Here is a 17384-nt window from a genome sequence, read left to right as displayed (position 1 = left end):
CAGCGATGATTAAGAATCTTAGTGAGCTCGTGGCCTATACAAATGGATTGGCGAAGAAGGTTCCACAAATTGCCGACGAGGTCGCAATAAAACCTGAAGGTGTGTCAAAGGACGCGTTAGATATCTTGGCGCGCGGCATTGCTTTGCCGCCGCTGTATGTTCGTTGTATCCGCGAGGTCGGTGTATTTGGTGTGTCACTGGGATACTTCGCACTTTGGCCTACCTTCAATCGCAATGGGAGCTTGGTTGAGTCACTGTTGAAGGCGAATTCCGGATCCACTTCAGGGGAAATGGCCGCACGCAACGCAGCCCTGCTAATTGTGGGTAGGCAGGAAGCAAATCTAATTTGCGTTGGGTCGATAGAGAGCAAGCGGCCAGATGTTGTAGTGCTGCTTGATGTAATGTCATCTCCGGCAGTTGAGAGCGCCAATATTGCGGAGAATTTTGAGGTCTTCCTTTTGCTTGCTGGGAATCTCCATGCAATATCTTTTTTCCATCAAGAGTCGCCATCCAATGCGCTGTCTGAAATGAACCTGTGCTGCGCTCACTTCAATTGCACTGATGAACAATCAACGTTTTGGAAGCGCGCGGTTACAGAACTTGTAGCTTAAAAAAAAATAGATGTTCCAGACACAGTGGGCAAATTTTGGCGCAGGCCGTGGTGCAGCTTTCCGTGCGGCGATAAGGGTGTCGAATCATGAGCTACGTCGCTGTTCGTGGTTGTTCGTCCGAAGTGGATATCGACGGCTTCGGTCGTTGGTTCCACAGGGAGTGTGGCGATACTTCAGACGTAATGAAGGTGATCGTGCGTCTGCGCGCAGGCAAGAGCTACACGCTGTTCCTTGGCGAAAAGAAAGCAGCACAGTTCATGCGCATGGCGAGTCGGTGGGGGTTGACTGGGGTCACGCTGCATGACGACGACGACATGACGGAATACCCGCCACCGTCAGGCTTCTGGAGCCGCGTGGTGTGGCGCCTGCGTCACGGGTTCGACAAGGAGTAAGACGCTGCGCTCTGCCAGGGTATCCACCGTTGAAAGATCGCATCGCCGATGCGACGGCGGCACCGACACCAGCAGCCGCGACGTGCCGGCGCACTGGGTGGACTTGAGCAGCGTGGGGCTGAGCATCAACGCCGCCACGGGCGTGATCACCGGCGTGCCGACCACGCTGAGCTACCAGACCTCCAGCGTGGGCAGCGGCTCCTACCAGAGGGACAGCAGCTACCAGATCGAGATCGTCGCCACGAACGGCCAGGCCGGTTCGGTCGCCGGCACCTTCACGCTGACCAACGACTTCGCGCCGCCGGCCCCGCAGCAGGCGCTGTCCAACGTGTCGGCCAACCCGGGGCAAGGCTGGGTGGCCGTCGTGCAGGGCACCACCTTCAGCGATCCCTACGGCCACGGCCTGACCTATACGGCCACGCTGTCCAGCGGGGCGGCCTTGCCGAGCGGCCTGACGTGGAGCGGCACCTCACTCGATGTGGGCGCGGTGGCGGCGGGGAGCTACACGATCAAGGTCACGGCGACGGACGGGCTGGGCCATGCGGGCAGCGCGGCCTTCACGGTGACCGTGGCCAACGAGGCGCCGGTGCTCGGCGCCCTGGCGAACCAGACAGCGGTCAGCGGCACGGCGATGACCGCCTACGTGGCGCCGGCAGCCACCGACCCCAACGGCGACGCGATCACCTACCGCGCCACGGGCCTGCCGGCGGGGATCGCTTTCGACCCCGCCACGCGCACGTTCAGCGGCACGCCCACGGCCACCGGCACCTCGACCATCACCTACACGGCCACCGACAGCCAGGGGGCCTCCACCTCGGCCACCTTCACGCTCACGGTGAGTGCGCCGGTCGACCAGCCCCCGGTGTACCACGGCGGCGTGCCGTCGGAGGTGGACTTCTACTACGGGCGATCCAACAGCTGGGCGCCGCCCGCGGGGGCCTTCACCAACCCGACCGGGCGCGCGTTGACGTATGCGCTGTCCGGGTCGTACCCCGCGACGGTGACCTTCAACAGTACGACCGGCATGCTGAGCACGGCCGCGCTGCCCAAGATCAAGAACGACCACAACTACGGAACGATGGTGCTGACGGCCACCGATCCGGTGGACGGCAAGTCGGTGAGCGTGAGCTTCGACCTCTACTTCGTGGGCACGGGCGGCGGCACCCAGGCCGTGCGGCTGCAAACCCAGGTGCGCACGGCGGCCACCGTCCAGGCAGCCGCCGCGCCGGCACCGGCGCCGGACATCCAGAGCTACTGGTTCACCTACGACGCGGACAACCGGGTGGTGGTGAACAACGGCGCGCTGCAGGACGGCCAGATCGTGGTGACGGCGGGCAGCTACGCGGATCCGTCCTACGCGAACCAGTACGACGCGGCGGGCAACGTGGCCTCCCGCACCACCGTGAACGCCAGCACCTACACCACCGGCGTACTGGCCCACCAGAAAACCTACGCGGCCGGCGACGTGATGAGCCAGCGCCTGGTGTACGACACGCGCAACGAACTGACCGAGAGCGACTACGCGATCGACCTGACCCAGCACGAGGGCAGCCTGGGCGCGCAGGATCACGATACCTACGACGCGGACGGCCACCGGCTGAGCGACAACACCTACCTGCGCAGCGACGCGGAGCAGGCGGTATACGGCACCACCGACCTGCCGAAGGGGTGGGTCTACGTGCCCACCGGCGGCTGGCTGGCGACGGGTGAGGTCAGCGGCTACGACGCCGACGGCCAGGTCACCGCGCAGGTGAGCTACCGCGCTCCCGACCGCGACTGGCTGGCCATCGCCAACCGCTACGCCAACGACGGCACGCTGCCCGACGGCGGCCAGGACGCGGTGCCCAGCCTGAGCAGCGACGGCCCGCTGGCCGTAGGCTCGGTCACCGACTACACGGCGTTCGACCATGCAGGGAACGTGACGGCGTACAGCTACACGCAGAACCCGGCGCCGGGCACGAGCACGGGCGGCTTCGGGGCGAGCTACACGGTGAGCTACCTGAAGAAGGACGGCTACCTGGAGCAGTCGACGAGCGGCACGCCGTCGGTGTCCGGCTACGTGCCGGCGACGGAGACGAGCGACTACGATGCGTTCGGGCAGCGCATCGCGGTGGCGCAGACGAGCCAGGACAACAGCGGCGCGGCGCAGAACACGGTGCGGGTGTACGGCTACGACGGCGACGGGGAGATCCTGACGCAGCGCAAGGGCACGGTGAGCGGGGGCACGTTCAGCGGCACGGGCGGCAACGCGAGCGACCACTACGTGTACGCGAACGGCCAGGCGCTGAGCACGCTGGACGAGGCGGGCGACATCGGCGGCCCGGGATCCAGCACGGACTTCACCAGCGGCGAGCCGGGCCAGTACGTGGTGCAGCAGGGCGACACGCTGGCCGGGATCGCGCAGGCGCAATACGGCGACAGCCAGTACGGCTACCTGATCGCGCAGGCGAACGGGCTGGCGAACGGTGACGCGGATCTGGTGGCGGGCCAGGCCCTGACGATCCCGACGGTGCGCACGGAGGCGAACACGGCCAACACGTTCAAGCCGTACGACCCGGGCCGGATCGTGGGCAGCACCACGCCCAACCTGCCGGCGGTACCACCGCCGCCGCCGAGCAGCGCGGGGTGCAACCCCATCGTGGAAATCGTGGTGATCGTGGTGGTGATCATCGCCACGATCTACACCGCGGGAGCGGCGGCGGAGGGGTTTGCCGGCGCGGGTGCGGGTGCCGGTGGAGCCGCGGCAGGCGGGGCCGCCGCGGGCGGTGCAGCGGCCGGTGGTGCGGCTGCAGGAGGCGCGGCAGCGGCGGGTACCGCCGCCGCGGCAGGTACTGCGGCGGCGTCCACCACCTTTGCGGCCGGTGCCAGCGTGCTGGCAGGCGGCAGTGCCGGACTCGGGCTCACCACGGGCGAAATAATCGCCTCGGCGGCGATCGGCGGGGCCGTAGGCAACGCGGCCGGCCAACTGGCGGCCGATGCGCTGGGCGTGAGCAGCGGGTTCTCATTCGGCCAGATGCTGTCGGCGGGGCTGGGCGCCGGGCTCACCGCTGGCGTGGGCGGAGCACTCAGCGCGACCGGGGGCGAGTTCTCGGTACTGGCGGACGGCAATGGCAACCTGCGTCCGCTGGGCGCAGCGGCGTTCGGCGCGGGCAACTATGCGGCCAGCGTGGCGGCCAACAAGGTCACCGGGCAGGCGGAGCATTTCAGCTGGGCGGGGGTGGTGGCGGCGGCGGTGGCCTCGGGTGTCACGAGTGCAGCGAACCTGAAGGGCGAACCGCTGCAACGGATCGGCGCGGCCACCGATAGCAGCTTCGTCCAGAACGTGGCCGGCGGGCTGCTCTCCGGCGGCCTCGACCGCGAGACCTCGCAATTGCTCGGCGACGATCACGTGCAAGGCTGGCAGCAGATCGGCGAGGATGCGTTCGGCAATGCGCTGGCGAACGCAGCCATCGCGAGTATCAACGACCCCAGTGCGTTGCCGAGGATTCCCGTGGATTCCGGAAAGCCGCAAATCCAACTCGGGCCGCAGACGCTGGATGTCATGGACGACCCTGGCGAGCTCGCCTCCATCGGATCCGTAGCGGCGAGTCCGGTCAGTGACAGTGACGACAGTACGGTGACGGAGTGGCACTCGACCGACTACGATCCGTCCACGACGCCTGTTGTGCCCACCCATGTCCCATTACTGCCCGAGGTGATGGTGACGCAGAATGACCAGTTCAATGCCGACTACGCCAACCTGTGGGAATGGGCATTGCTGAACCACCAGGCGGCACCGCTGGCCACCACCTCACAGGCGGCGCTTGACGCATATCGAAGCCAGCAAACCCGGCTGTGGGCACAACAGGCACAACAAGCCTACGACGCAAGAATTGCTCGTGAAAACGCAGACAGGTACGGTTTCCACGCTACGCCGGAGACTGCGCTCAACAGGTTTTACGATGGCCTGCAGAACAATGCCCAAGCGGTCACGCCGATGGATGCGGCAATCAATCCAACAATGGCAGCCGCGCAATTGATGGCCCCCAAGTTGGTTGCGGGGATGGGCAACATCTATGCTGGCTGGAGTGCCTTGTGGTCCACCGATAATGTCGTGACCCAACAAGGCATCAATCCGTTCACCGGCAGCTCTGTCATGGGGCAGGAAGCTTGGGATATCCGATTCAATTCAGCAGCGAATGCTGCAATGATAGGCGTAGGTTGGTTGGAAGGTGGCGCCGATGCAGTTGGGCAAGAATTGGAGGGTGCATTTGGTCGAGGAATTCCAGACACGCTATCGAAATTTTCATACACGCTGCAGGAGTTGCCCGCCGATCTTGTTGCAGATTCGCGAGGTGTATATGGCTATGTACCTACCGAGGAGTCACCTTTTGCCTCAACAAGGTGGCCCGTTGATTGGACCGATTCCGAGCAGGTCGCAAACGCGCAAGCGATTCGCCTTCAGTACCATAGTGGCTTGCAGGCTGAAAGTGATTTTGTGCAATCTCTTCAGGGTCAGGGGGTTTCAGATGAAGAGATTGCCCAGCAGCTAGTCAGTTAAGAAACCAAAGCCGGCTTTCTTATTATTCTGAGAGCGAGCTGCCGGCGGTATACGAGCGCAATATGATTACTTACGAAAACGCATTAGGCCCAACCTATGAAATGCAGTTGGCAAAATACGGCACGCCCCAAGGTGTAATACAGGCGGGAATGAGAACTAATCCAACCATGGATGTTCTTACGGGTATAGCTACGGTGGCAGGCCATTGAAAATGATACTTAAGATGCCTTTCGCTAAAAATAAGATGGTTGAATTCAGTCCTGAAAAGGGTGTGATTAGATTGCTGCCGGATGATTTTGTCGGGTCTGTCAGCGGAAATATACAGTCGGTTGGTGAGCATTGCGTTTCTATGTACGCCGAGGGTGGTGTTCTATACCTTCAGATTGACGAGGCGAGGTGGCCTTTGGGTAAAAATCTTCGTATCACGTATAGACATGACGTGCCTACCCAAACAACATTTTTTTCAGTTAGTGATGATGCTCGTCGCACTGATATTTCGTACCCGGCTTGGTGGAGGGGGCTTACCCAAAATCTGCTCGCAGTTCCGGAGCTGGATGAGGATCACGACTATTTGGCGTATGTTTGTTCGGTTTGGCGCAATGAGTCATTGCGCACCAACCTTTTGAAGGCTTGGCAGGTTTGATGTTCCAAACGCGGGAGCCACCTCGATCGGCAAATCGGGGTACGCCTCCGTGCAGGAGTTCTCACAGGCGGCCTACGTGAAGTACCAGGGTTTCGTGGACGATGGTTTCACGCTGGCGAACCAGGCTTGGGATGATGGGCTCCTAACGGCGCCCTCGGGTGTGAGCAAGAACACGGTGCTCGGTCAGTTTACGGACGACTACGCACGCGACTATATGCAGCGCTGGATCGCGGATGAAGGAATCGGCGAAGGTAATGGCGAGTTGATCCAGATCAACCGCTATTTACGCGATCCGTCGAATCCGAGTGCGTACAGAATTCCCGACGTGAGCATCCCCGACGCCAATCAAATCTTCGATGCCACGCTCGCGAATAAGACGTGGGGTACGCCTCAAGTGAGAGGCTTCTTTGACTACTCCCGTGGCAGCAATATAACGATCGTGAGACCCACCCAGATGGGCGGCTCTTATAGCGTGTTGCCGCCTTGGTGAGAGAGGGAATTTCTATGGCTGCCAAGCTCCAAAGGCTTTCCGATTTGAAGGCACGAGTGAACTCGATTGTCCTAACCGCACCGGATCGCTTTCCAATTATCGGGCCCTTCGGCTCCGATCAAAAAAAGAACCTCTTGATCGCTTTTGATGAACTCCACCATGAGGGTCTTCCTCTGGTAGAAAAGACGATCAAAGATCCTGCAGTTCTGCAACAGCTCAGGGACTTGCTACGTGACGCCTTGGCAGCTTATCAGCAGGGTGAGCGAAAAAAGGGGGCTCATTTGCTGCAGGATTTCCAGAACATCGTGTTCCCGAACCGGTTCAAAGAGTACGAAGCGCGCAAAGGCGATGGCGTCCTGTGAACAATCAGAGTGCCCGCCTTGCACGCGGGTACGGTGGCCGGCACCTTCACGCTGACCAACGACTTCGCGCCGCCGGCCCCGCAGCAGGCGCTGTCCAACGTGTCGGCCAACCCGGGGCAAGGCTGGGTGGCCGTCGTGCAGGGCACCACCTTCAGCGATCCCTACGGGCACGGCCTGACCTATACGGCCACGCTGTCCAGCGGGGCCGCCTTGCCGAGCGGCCTGACGTGGAGCGGCACGTCGCTCGACGTGGGCGCGGTGACGGCGGGGAGCTACACGATCAAGGTCACGGCAACGGACGGGCTGGGCCATGCGGGCAGCGCGACCTTCACGGTGACCGTGGCCAACGAGGCGCCGGTGCTCGGCGCCCTGGCGAACCAGTCGGCAGTCAGCGGCACGGCGATGACCGCCTACGTGGCGCCGGCAGCCACCGACCCCAACGGCGACGCGATCACCTACCGCGCCACGGGCCTGCCGGCGGGGATCACCTTCAATGCGACCACGCGCACGTTCAGCGGCACGCCCACGGCCACCGGCACCTCGACCATCACCTACACGGCCACCGACAGCCAGGGGGCCTCCACCTCGGCCACCTTCACGCTCACGGTGAGTGCGCCGGTCGACCAGCCCCCGGTGTACCACGGCGGCGTGCCGTCGGAGGTGGACTTCTACTACGGGCGATCCAACAGCTGGGCGCCGCCCGCGGGGGCCTTCACCAACCCGACCGGGCGCGCGTTGACGTATGCGCTGTCCGGGTCGTACCCCGCGACGGTGACCTTCAACAGTACGACCGGCATGCTGAGCACGGCCGCGCTGCCCAAGATCAAGAACGACCACAACTACGGAACGATGGTGCTGACGGCCACCGATCCGGTGGACGGCAAGTCGGTGAGCGTGAGCTTCGACCTCTACTTCGTGGGCACGGGCGGCGGCACCCAGGCCGTGCGGCTGCAAACCCAGGTGCGCACGGCGGCCACCGTCCAGGCAGCCGCCGCGCCGGCACCGGCGCCGGACATCCAGAGCTACTGGTTCACCTACGACGCGGACAACCGGGTGGTGGTGAACAACGGCGCGCTGCAGGACGGCCAGATCGTGGTGACGGCGGGCAGCTACGCGGATCCGTCCTACGCGAACCAGTACGACGCGGCGGGCAACGTGGCCTCCCGCACCACCGTGAACGCCAGCACCTACACCACCGGCGTACTGGCCCACCAGAAAACCTACGCGGCCGGCGACGTGATGAGCCAGCGCCTGGTGTACGACACGCGCAACGAACTGACCGAGAGCGACTACGCGATCGACCTGACCCAGCACGAGGGCAGCCTGGGCGCGCAGGATCACGATACCTACGACGCGGACGGCCACCGGCTGAGCGACAACACCTACCTGCGCAGCGACGCGGAGCAGGCGGTATACGGCACCACCGACCTGCCGAAGGGGTGGGTCTACGTGCCCACCGGCGGCTGGCTGGCGACGGGCGAGGTCAGCGGCTACGACGCCGACGGCCAGGTCACCGCGCAGGTGAGCTACCGCGCTCCCGACCGCGACTGGCTGGCCATCGCCAACCGCTACGCCAACGACGGCACGCTGCCCGACGGCGGCCAGGACGCGGTGCCCAGCCTGAGCAGCGACGGCCCGCTGGCCGTAGGCTCGGTCACCGACTACACGGCGTTCGACCATGCAGGGAACGTGACGGCGTACAGCTACACGCAGAACCCGGCGCCGGGCACGAGCACGGGCGGCTTCGGGGCAAGCTACACGGTGAGCTACCTCAAGAAGGACGGCTACCTGGAGCAGGCGACGAGCGGCACGCCGTCGGTGTCGGGGTACGTGCCGGCCACGGATACCAGCGACTACGATGCGTTCGGGCAGCGCATCGCGGTGGCGCAGACGAGCCAGGACAACAGCGGCGCGGCGCAGAACACGGTGCGGGTGTACGGCTACGACGGCGACGGGGAGATCCTGACGCAGCGCAAGGGCACGGTGAGCGGGGGCACGTTCAGCGGCACGGGCGGCAACGCGAGCGACCACTACGTGTACGCGAACGGCCAGGCGCTGAGCACGCTGGACGAGGCGGGCGACATCGGCGGCCCGGGATCCAGCACGGACTTCACCAGCGGCGAGCCGGGCCAGTACGTGGTGCAGCAGGGCGACACGCTGGCCGGGATCGCGCAGGCGCAATACGGCGACAGCCAGTACGGCTACCTGATCGCGGAGGCGAACGGGCTGGCGAACGGTGACGCGGATCTGGTGGCGGGCCAGGCCCTGACGATCCCGACGGTGCGCACGGAGGCGAACACGGCCAACACGTTCAAGCCGTACGACCCGGGCCAGATCGTGGGCAGCACCACGCCCAACCTGCCGGCGGCACCGCCGCCGCCACCGAGCAGCGCGGGGTGCAACCCGATCGCGGAGATCGTGGTGATCGTGGTGGTGATCATCGCCACGATCTACACCGCGGGAGCGGCGGCGGAGGGGTTTGCCGGCGCCGGCGCGGGTGCTGGTGCCGGCGCGGGTGCCGGTGGAGCCGCGGCAGGCGGGGCCGCCGCGGGCGGTGCAGCGGCCGGTGGTGCGGCTGCAGGAGGCGCGGCAGCGGCGGGTACCGCCGCCGCGGCAGGTACTGCGGCGGCGTCCACCACCTTTGCGGCCGGTGCCAGCGTGCTGGCAGGCGGCAGTGCCGGACTCGGGCTCACCACGGGCGAAATAATCGCCTCGGCGGCGATCGGCGGGGCCGTAGGCAACGCGGCCGGCCAACTGGCGGCCGATGCGCTGGGCGTGAGCAGCGGGTTCTCATTCGGCCAGATGCTGTCGGCGGGGCTGGGCGCCGGGCTCACCGCTGGCGTGGGCGAAGCACTCAGCGCGACCGGGGGCGAGTTCTCGGTACTGGCGGACGGCAATGGCAACCTGCGTCCGCTGGGCGCGGCGGCGTTCGGCGCGGGCAACTATGCGGCCAGCGTGGCGGCCAACAAGGTCACCGGGCAGGCGGAGCATTTCAGCTGGGCGGGGGTGGTGGCGGCGGCGGTGGCCTCAGGTGTCACGAGTGCAGCGAACCTGAAGGGCGAACCGCTGCAACGGATCGGCGCGGCCACCGACAGCAGCTTCGTCCAGAACGTGGCCGGCGGGCTGCTGTCCGGCGGCCTCGACCGCGAGACCTCGCAATTGCTCGGCGACGATCACGTGCAAGGCTGGCAGCAGATCGGTGAGGATGCGTTTGGCAATGCGCTGGGGAATGCGGTGGTTGGTGAGATCAACCACGTTGAACAGCGCAACGCAGCCATCAAGCAGCTAAGCCCTGAAGCCAAAGCGTTCTATGACCAGAAGGTAGGTCAAGGTGTTGACGAGGATGCTGCGCTGGCGAGAGCGCAACTCCTTGACCAGCAAGGGATCAACATATTTGAGAACGGCGGATTACAGGGGCCGGCTTCGATCGTTGATCCGACGGGCATGCTGCTTCCCGCGGGTGATCTTCAAATGGCTTCAACGCAATTGGGCAATGTGCAAGGCTTGGGTTTGTCGCCGCTGGCACCGGCGAACGATCCGCACACGTACTACATCACTGCGGTGTTTGACGGCACGGACGATGATTTTAGGCAAATGCTCGATCCAACGAACCCAGGAATCTTTGCTGACAGTTTGCTGCAGGCTGATGGTCAGCAATCCTTCAAGATTTACGAGCAAGGGGTTGGCACTGGCGATGAAGGGTCGTTTATGGGGGGTGCATTTGGCTTAGGTGGTCAAGACCGCGTAGATAGAGCGATGCTTGAGCTCGAAGGCCGAATGCAACAAATTTACGGCAATGACCCTCAAGCCAACATCATCGTCAACACGATCGGGTTCAGCCGTGGCGCGGCGGAATCCATCGACTTCGGAAATCTGGTACAACAAGGCGTGCCCATTCCCGGCGAGTTCGATGCTAATGGGAATCCGCTGACGTACAGCGGCGATCAGGCGCCGCAGATCGGGGCGATGGTGCTCTATGATCCGGTGGCGTCCTTTGGGATTGCCGGGAGCGACATCAACCTGGGTTACGACCTCAACATTCCGTCGAGCGCGGAACACGTGCTTGAAATCACGGCACGAGACGAATCGCGGCTGTTCTTCCCGTTGACCTCTGCAGTTGATCCCAGTGAGGAAACCAACGGGTTCTACAACGACGGGCAAGTCGTGGAATTGACCATGCCAGGCGTGCACTCGGACATTGGCGGCAGCTATCCCAATCCGTATTCGTATTACTCGCTGGACATGGGATACAGCTTCCTGCAACAGCTTGGCGTGCCGCTCAATTCTTTGACGAGCCCCAGCGTAGGCTACGACAACAACAACCAAGGTTACGATTACAACGTGAACGACTACTCGCAGGACAACATGCGGGTGCACGATTCAAGCTGGCCGATCGACAACGTCCTGCATAACTTTGGGCTGCAATTGAATCGCACGATCTACGTCAACCCGAGCCCCAACCCGAAGCTCCTGTATCCAGAGTCGGATCACTGAAACCGAGGAATTGGACATGAAGACCAGATTGTCGAAGATGATGATTGTCGCGATCGTGGCGATGTTGACAGTGGGATGTGTTCGCGCGGAGATGGCCATGAGCGGGAAAGTGTTGCAGATGTTTGAATTCGGAAATGATGGCAAAGGTGAAGTGCATGACGTCAGAATCCAGTACGGGAACTTTGTAATACCGACCGGCACGGCAAATAGCGATTACAAGCCGAGTCATATGATCGCTGTTTCTGAAGATCTCACGGTTCCGATCCCAGAATCGGCGGAGATCCATTGGATCTCTGCGGATAGCAAGGTGCACGACATCACTGCTCCCATCCGGAGCTTCGTCGAGAATCCGCCATGCTTTTATGGGTTCCGTTTCTTCTTCGTGGACGATCACGTGGACGTCTATGTGCTGAATCGGACGGGCGACTGCTCGCGACTTCAAGGGATCGAACGGACGAAAGTTTTTTCGTCGAACCCGGGCCAGTGAAACACCCCACCCCACCGCCGTCACGCCGCTTGCATACGCCGCGCTTCCTCGGTCGCACTGTGCCGTCCGCTGTCCGAATAGCCCTTCCGAGTTGTTGGCAGGCCCCTTTTTCCGAAGCGACCAGCGCCGGTAGTGGCCAATAAACGCCTTTTCGGCTTGTCGGGCATGCGCTTTTCCAGGATTCCCGCGCCAAAACCGTTGTTCTTTGACAATACGAACGGCTTTGAGCCTTCCGTGATCCGGTGTGCCGTCCGCTGTCCGAATAGCCCTTCCAGGTCGTTGGCAGGCCCTTTTTTCGAAGCGACCAGCGCCGGCAGTGTCTGATAAACGCCCCTCCGGCTTGTCGGACGTGCGCTTTTTTCAGGATTTCCACGCCAAAACCGCAGTTCTTTGACGATACGAACGGCTTTGAGCCTTCCGCGATCCGGACAGGCATGGCCATGGCGTCGCCGTGGTGTGGTGTTGTGTGGCGTCAGCGTTGCAGGTATTCGCCCTGCAACAACCCATCCCACCCCTCGAACCACAGCCGCCGCCGAGGTGGTTGGCGGATGTCGGTGCCTTCCCAGGCCTCCATGGGTGTGAGACCGCACAAGTGCTGATGCGGGCGCACATGGTTGTACCAGCCGCGAAAGACCGCCAACGACGCTTGCAGCGCGTCGGCGTCGGCTACCGCCCAGTGGTCGAGCTTGCCCTTGAGCGTACCGAAGAAGCGCTCGATACGACCGTTCTGCCATGGACAATGCAGTTCGGTTTTCTGGTGGCGGATGCCCAACAGGCGCAAGGCCATGCGAAACGTGGTGCTGCGGAAAACCACTTCGTTGTCGGTACGGACAGCCTTCGGCGCACCGTGGCATTCGACGGCTTCGCACAGCATGCGCACCACGGTCACGGCAGCCTTGTCCTTGAGTGCTTCGAGCGTGAGGCATCGCCGCGTGCCATGATCGACGATGCCCAGCAGGAAATGCTGTTCGCCGGCTTCGTCCGTCTTGCCGGTGCCGTCCAGGCCCCAGACGAGGTTGGGTCTGCCGGGTGTGTGTTTGCGTCGCCTGAGCGTTTGTCTTTCCAGCCGGATGTCGGCCTGGTGCTGCTTGAGCAGATCGGCAACGAAGGTTTTGCCGACGCGCATGCCTCCGACGTGTCGGCGATTGAAAATATCCGCCAGCACGCGACACCCTAGGCCCGTGCAGCGAGCCGCCAGTGCGATGAGTTCCTCGCGCACCCATGCCGGCTTGGCGCGGGTGCACACTCGGTGGGGCGCACAGGCAAGGCGCCGCCCATATCGTCGCCAAGCATGGGCACGCCGCCATCGAGGCAAGGGCCACCGGCGACGTAGCCAGTCCAGCCCGACCAAAGACAGCAGCCCGCACATCAGGGAGAGCAGAAGCTTCGTGGATGTCATGAAACACTTATCCGCGATGGAGCGCGTTGGTTTAGGCCCTGCTGGCTGGCAAACGGTGAAGCGAGTGGCTACGACGCCGACGGCCAGGTCACCTCGCAGGTGAGCTACCGCGCTCCCGACCGCGACTGGCTGGCCATCGCCAACCGCTACGCCAACGACGGCACGCTGCCCGACGGCGGCCAGGACGCGGTGCCCAGCCTGAGCAGCGACGGCCCGCTGGCCGTAGGCTCGGTCACCGACTACACGGCGTTCGACCATGCAGGGAACGTGACGGCGTACAGCTACACGCAGAACCCGGCGCCGGGCACGAGCACGGGCGGCTTCGGGGCAAGCTACACGGTGAGCTACCTCAAGAAGGACGGCTACCTGGAGCAGTCGACGAGCGGCACGCCGTCGGTGTCCGGCTACGTGCCGGCCACGGATACCAGCGACTACGATGCGTTCGGGCAGCGCATCGCGGTGGCGCAGACGAGCCAGGCCAACAGCGGCGCGGCGCAGAACACGGTGCGGGTGTACGGCTACGACGGCGACGGGGAGATCCTGACGCAGCGCAAGGGCACGGTGAGCGGGGGCACGTTCAGCGGCACGGGCGGCAACGCGAGCGACCACTACGTGTACGCGAACGGCCAGGCGCTGAGCACGCTGGACGAGGCGGGCGACATCGGCGGCCCGGGATCCAGCACGGACTTCACCAGCGGCGAGCCGGGCCAGTACGTGGTGCAGCAGGGCGACACGCTGGCCGGGATCGCGCAGGCGCAATACGGCGACAGCCAGTACGGCTACCTGATCGCGGAGGCGAACGGGCTGGCGAACGGTGACGCGGATCTGGTGGCGGGCCAGGCCCTGACGATCCCGACGGTGCGCACGGAGGCGAACACGGCCAACACGTTCAAGCCGTACGACCCGGGCCAGATCGTGGGCAGCACCACGCCCAACCTGCCGGCGGCACCACCGCCGCCGCCGAGCAGCGCGGGGTGCAACCCGATCGCGGAGATCGTGGTGATTGCGGTGGCCGTCGTGGCGACCATCTTGACCGCAGGGGCGGCGGCGGCTGCATTTGCGAGCCTTGGCGAATTCGCGGGTCTTGCCGCCGGTGCGGTTGCCGGTGCCGTGGGCTCGGCCGCCAGCCAGTTGACCGGCGATGCGCTGGGCGTCAGCCACGGCTTCTCGTTCGGACAGGTGCTGGAAGGCGCCGTGGGCGGCGCCATCGGTGGCGGTTTGAGCCAAGCGTTCAGCCAGGGCGGTGCGCTGGCCGATACTTTTTCCAGTGAAACGGGCAACGGCATCAACACGGCCGGCAATACCTTGATTGGGGCGGCCAGCTATGCCGGCACCTACGAGACTGGAAAACTCACCGGGCAAGCCAGCTCCTTCAGTTGGGCCGGCCTGGTGGCTTCGGCCGCCGGATCGGCGGCGGGTGGCGAACTCGGGCCGACCAACGCCCAGGCCAGTGCCGGCGACACGGGCGAGGTCTACTGGGATCGCGTCGAAGCCAACGTGGCGCAGGACGTGACCCAGCGCGAAGTGGGCGTGGCCATGGGCAGCAACCGTGTGCAGAGCTGGGCGCAGGTCGGCGAGGACGTGTTCGGCAATGCGTTGGGCAACGCTGCGGCCATGGGCATCCACGATGTTCAGATGAACGCCGCGGAGAAAAAGCTCAACGCCCAAATGAATGCCTTGCTGGATCAGCAGCAAGCAAGGATCGGCTCTGACCTCGACCAACAGACAAGCGTCGATGTGGCTGGCGATATGGATGCGCTGGGCCAACAGGACAGCAACAACATGTCGTCCCAGATCGCGGCGGCGATGTACCAGAAGCAATTGGCCGTCGATGTGGCGCCGTGGCCTGCATCGGATCCCACACCGGTAACCACGGATGCAGGCGTTGGCGATAGCACGAATGTCCCCGATAGCGCCTGGAGCTACCCGGGTAGCGATTCGGTGGTGAACCAGCTTCGGCTGCAGGAAATGGACGTGGTGCCGGGTAGCGCGAAGGACAGGCAATTGCTGGCGCAAATCGCACTGGCCGGGTCGATGAGTGGGTCGACACAGGATCAGTTGCAAGCGCAACAGGCCCAGTTGCAATTGACCACCATGAGTGGAGCCCCAAGAACGACCGGACAGACATCCTCTGTTCCGTTCGATACGTCGCTGTACGTGCCACCGGACAGCATTGCCACAACGTACAACGATGCGGTCAATACCTTGTTCGATCCGGATGCGAGCTTCGGCAATCGTTTGATGTCCGGTGTGGTGAGCCTCGTGAGTGCGCCGGTTGCCTTCCTGGACATGGTCGGCAACGGGATAGAAAACGTCCCCTACCAGGCAAGCCTCATGGGGCAGTCGCTGGCGGTAGCCAGTTTGTCGAGCAACACGGATGACAAGGTGCTTGCCTACCTGCAGGCGGTTCAATCGGGGGCAACGGCTTTCACGGGAGCGGGTGCCGTGGTTGATCCGTTGACAGGCATGGCGCCGTCCAATTCGTTGCTCAACGCGGAGCTTGGAATCGGGCGTGACGGCATCACCCTGACGACGCTCGACACAACCTATGCGGTAAGATCGCCGCTGTATCTCGACAGCTCACTGGGGCAACTCAACTCGGGTGTCCCGCTGAACGTCAGGTCGCCGTTGGTCAACTTGACAGAGGAGACTACAGAATTTCCAGACGCAGGAGATGTGGCATCTGCGGAACAAACAATAAACACGATCCCTTGGCCAGTAAATGCCAAGGGGGTGCCATATCCGACAATCGATGTCCCCACGTATGGCGAAGTTCCTTTCCCAGATGGGCCATATACCCCAAGCAATGTCGCTCTTAGGTCTGATTTCACCACGGCTTACAAATCCGACTTCCGAGATTGGTGGAGCGATCAGGGATATGACTGGCCTGATGGTGACGTTCAAATCCATCACATTCAACCGCTGTCAAAGGGGGGAACCAATGCATTCGAAAATTTGGTGCCTTTAAGCCCTGAACAACATCTGCCATTCACTACTTGGTGGAGGAGTTTTCCATGAGTAAAGTATTGTTTTCGGAATTTCAAAAATTGATGGAAGACACTCGTTCGGGCTCAAAGTCATGTGTGGATGAAAAAGGCAGAGCTATCGAAAGAAATTTCAGATATAACAAACCCGCCTCAAGTGGATTGCTCAATCATATCGCTTTGGGAGAATATTTTGTCCCGTCCGAGCTGCAGTCGTTATTATCCATTAGTGACGGATTTGATATATACAATTTTAAAGGAATAGATGGTTATCGAATTTTCGGCATCGAGGATTTGGTTTCAAGAACTGGGCAAATAAGAGATTCCTATGATCCATCGGAATGGGATGATTCGATTTTAGTATTTGGTGAATGCCTCGGGGACGGCTCATATTTGGCGACTAAATCCGATAAGAGTCTAAGCCCCGTCATGGACTGCTTTCTTGAAACAACTCCGGATAATTGGAGGGAGATTTCTCCAAGCATTTCTAGCTTTTTTTCGAGACTGATTGCTTCGGATGGTAAGAAATTTTGGCTCGACCAAGCCTGAGAATCTTGTGTTCCAAACACAATAGGCAAATTTTGGCGCAGGCCGTGGTGCAACTTTCCGTGCGGCGATAAGGGTGTCGAATCATGAGCTACGTCGTTGTTCGCGGCTGTTCGTCCGAAGTGGATATCGACGGCTTCGGCCGTTGGTTCCACAGGGAGTGTGGCGATACCCCGGACGCAATGAAGGTGATCGAGCGTCTGCGCGCGGGCAAGAGGTACACGCTGTTCCTTGGCGAAAAGAAAGCAGCACAGTTCATGCGCATGGCGAGTCGGTGGGGGTTGATTGGGGTCACGCTGCATGACGACGATGACATGACGGAATACCCGCCACCGTCAGGCTTCTGGAGCCGCGTGGTGTGGCGCCTGCGCCACGGGTTCGACAAGGAGTAAGACGCTGCGCTCTGCCAGGGTAGCCACCGTTGAAAAATCGCATC

Annotated in this window: 12 protein-coding genes; 11 read left to right on the top strand and 1 reads right to left on the bottom strand. The window is 62.6% G+C overall.

What is annotated here, in order from left to right; all coding sequences use genetic code 11:
* Positions 1-5: 5 nt before the first annotated feature.
* From ACZ5Z2_RS04700 to ACZ5Z2_RS04665, 8 genes are all read left to right on the top strand, one after another.
* Positions 6-611 (top strand): hypothetical protein, encoded by a 606-nt coding sequence (locus tag ACZ5Z2_RS04700; RefSeq protein WP_464760804.1) that lies wholly within the window; start codon positions 6-8, stop codon positions 609-611.
* Positions 612-697: 86 nt separating this feature from the next.
* On the top strand, positions 698-1003 hold the full coding sequence (locus ACZ5Z2_RS04695; RefSeq protein ID WP_464760803.1) for a hypothetical protein: 306 nt from the start codon (positions 698-700) through the stop codon (positions 1001-1003).
* An 82-nt stretch (positions 1004-1085) separates the two neighbouring features.
* Positions 1086-5543, top strand: a complete 4458-nt coding sequence (locus ACZ5Z2_RS04690) for a putative Ig domain-containing protein (RefSeq protein ID WP_464760802.1) — start codon at positions 1086-1088, stop codon at positions 5541-5543.
* A 205-nt stretch (positions 5544-5748) separates the two neighbouring features.
* Positions 5749-6186, top strand: coding sequence for a hypothetical protein (locus ACZ5Z2_RS04685; protein ID WP_464760801.1), 438 nt, complete (start codon positions 5749-5751; stop codon positions 6184-6186).
* Between the two features lie 76 nt (positions 6187-6262).
* On the top strand, positions 6263-6676 hold the full coding sequence (locus tag ACZ5Z2_RS04680) for a hypothetical protein (RefSeq protein ID WP_464760800.1): 414 nt from the start codon (positions 6263-6265) through the stop codon (positions 6674-6676).
* Positions 6677-6690: 14 nt separating this feature from the next.
* Positions 6691-7038 carry a hypothetical protein gene (locus ACZ5Z2_RS04675; RefSeq protein ID WP_464760799.1) on the top strand — a complete coding sequence of 116 codons (348 nt, stop codon included), beginning with the start codon at positions 6691-6693 and terminating at the stop codon, positions 7036-7038.
* Between the two features lie 9 nt (positions 7039-7047).
* A complete protein-coding gene (locus tag ACZ5Z2_RS04670) occupies positions 7048-11532 on the top strand; it encodes a putative Ig domain-containing protein (RefSeq protein ID WP_464760798.1) in 4485 nt (1494 codons plus the stop codon).
* A 16-nt stretch (positions 11533-11548) separates the two neighbouring features.
* Entirely contained in the window at positions 11549-12019 is a 471-nt protein-coding gene (locus tag ACZ5Z2_RS04665) for a hypothetical protein (RefSeq protein WP_464760797.1), read from the top strand.
* A 472-nt stretch (positions 12020-12491) separates the two neighbouring features.
* Here ACZ5Z2_RS04665 and ACZ5Z2_RS04660 read toward each other — a convergent pair whose 3' ends face one another.
* Positions 12492-13238: a transposase gene (locus ACZ5Z2_RS04660; protein ID WP_464760796.1), complete on the bottom strand. Its 747-nt coding sequence runs from the start codon at positions 13236-13238 to the stop codon at positions 12492-12494.
* Between the two features lie 279 nt (positions 13239-13517).
* Between ACZ5Z2_RS04660 and ACZ5Z2_RS04655 the strand changes: the two genes are divergently transcribed.
* The 3 genes from ACZ5Z2_RS04655 (at position 13518) to ACZ5Z2_RS04645 (ending at position 17340) form a co-directional block, all read left to right on the top strand.
* Positions 13518-16436, top strand: coding sequence for a LysM peptidoglycan-binding domain-containing protein (locus tag ACZ5Z2_RS04655; RefSeq protein WP_464760795.1), 2919 nt, complete (start codon positions 13518-13520; stop codon positions 16434-16436).
* Positions 16433-16951, top strand: a complete 519-nt coding sequence (locus tag ACZ5Z2_RS04650; protein WP_464760794.1) for a hypothetical protein — start codon at positions 16433-16435, stop codon at positions 16949-16951. The genes ACZ5Z2_RS04655 and ACZ5Z2_RS04650 overlap by 4 nt, the downstream gene beginning before the upstream one ends.
* A gap of 83 nt (positions 16952-17034) precedes the next feature.
* A complete protein-coding gene (locus ACZ5Z2_RS04645; protein WP_464760793.1) occupies positions 17035-17340 on the top strand; it encodes a hypothetical protein in 306 nt (101 codons plus the stop codon).
* Positions 17341-17384: the final 44 nt, after the last annotated feature.

The sequence above is a fragment of the Rhodanobacter sp. G1 genome, assembly GCF_055397855.1.
This window is presented reverse-complemented; position numbering and strand designations above follow the sequence as displayed.

Excerpts from the sequence above, each read along its gene's own strand:
- ACZ5Z2_RS04700 (WP_464760804.1), top strand. The coding sequence starts at position 6 with ATGATTAAGAATCTTAGTGAGCTCGTGGCCTATACAAATGGATTGGCG.
- ACZ5Z2_RS04645 (WP_464760793.1), top strand. The coding sequence starts at position 17,035 with ATGAGCTACGTCGTTGTTCGCGGCTGTTCGTCCGAAGTGGATATCGAC.
- ACZ5Z2_RS04650 (WP_464760794.1), top strand. The coding sequence starts at position 16,433 with ATGAGTAAAGTATTGTTTTCGGAATTTCAAAAATTGATGGAAGACACT.
- ACZ5Z2_RS04665 (WP_464760797.1), top strand. The coding sequence starts at position 11,549 with ATGAAGACCAGATTGTCGAAGATGATGATTGTCGCGATCGTGGCGATG.
- ACZ5Z2_RS04675 (WP_464760799.1), top strand. The coding sequence starts at position 6,691 with ATGGCTGCCAAGCTCCAAAGGCTTTCCGATTTGAAGGCACGAGTGAAC.
- ACZ5Z2_RS04695 (WP_464760803.1), top strand. The coding sequence starts at position 698 with ATGAGCTACGTCGCTGTTCGTGGTTGTTCGTCCGAAGTGGATATCGAC.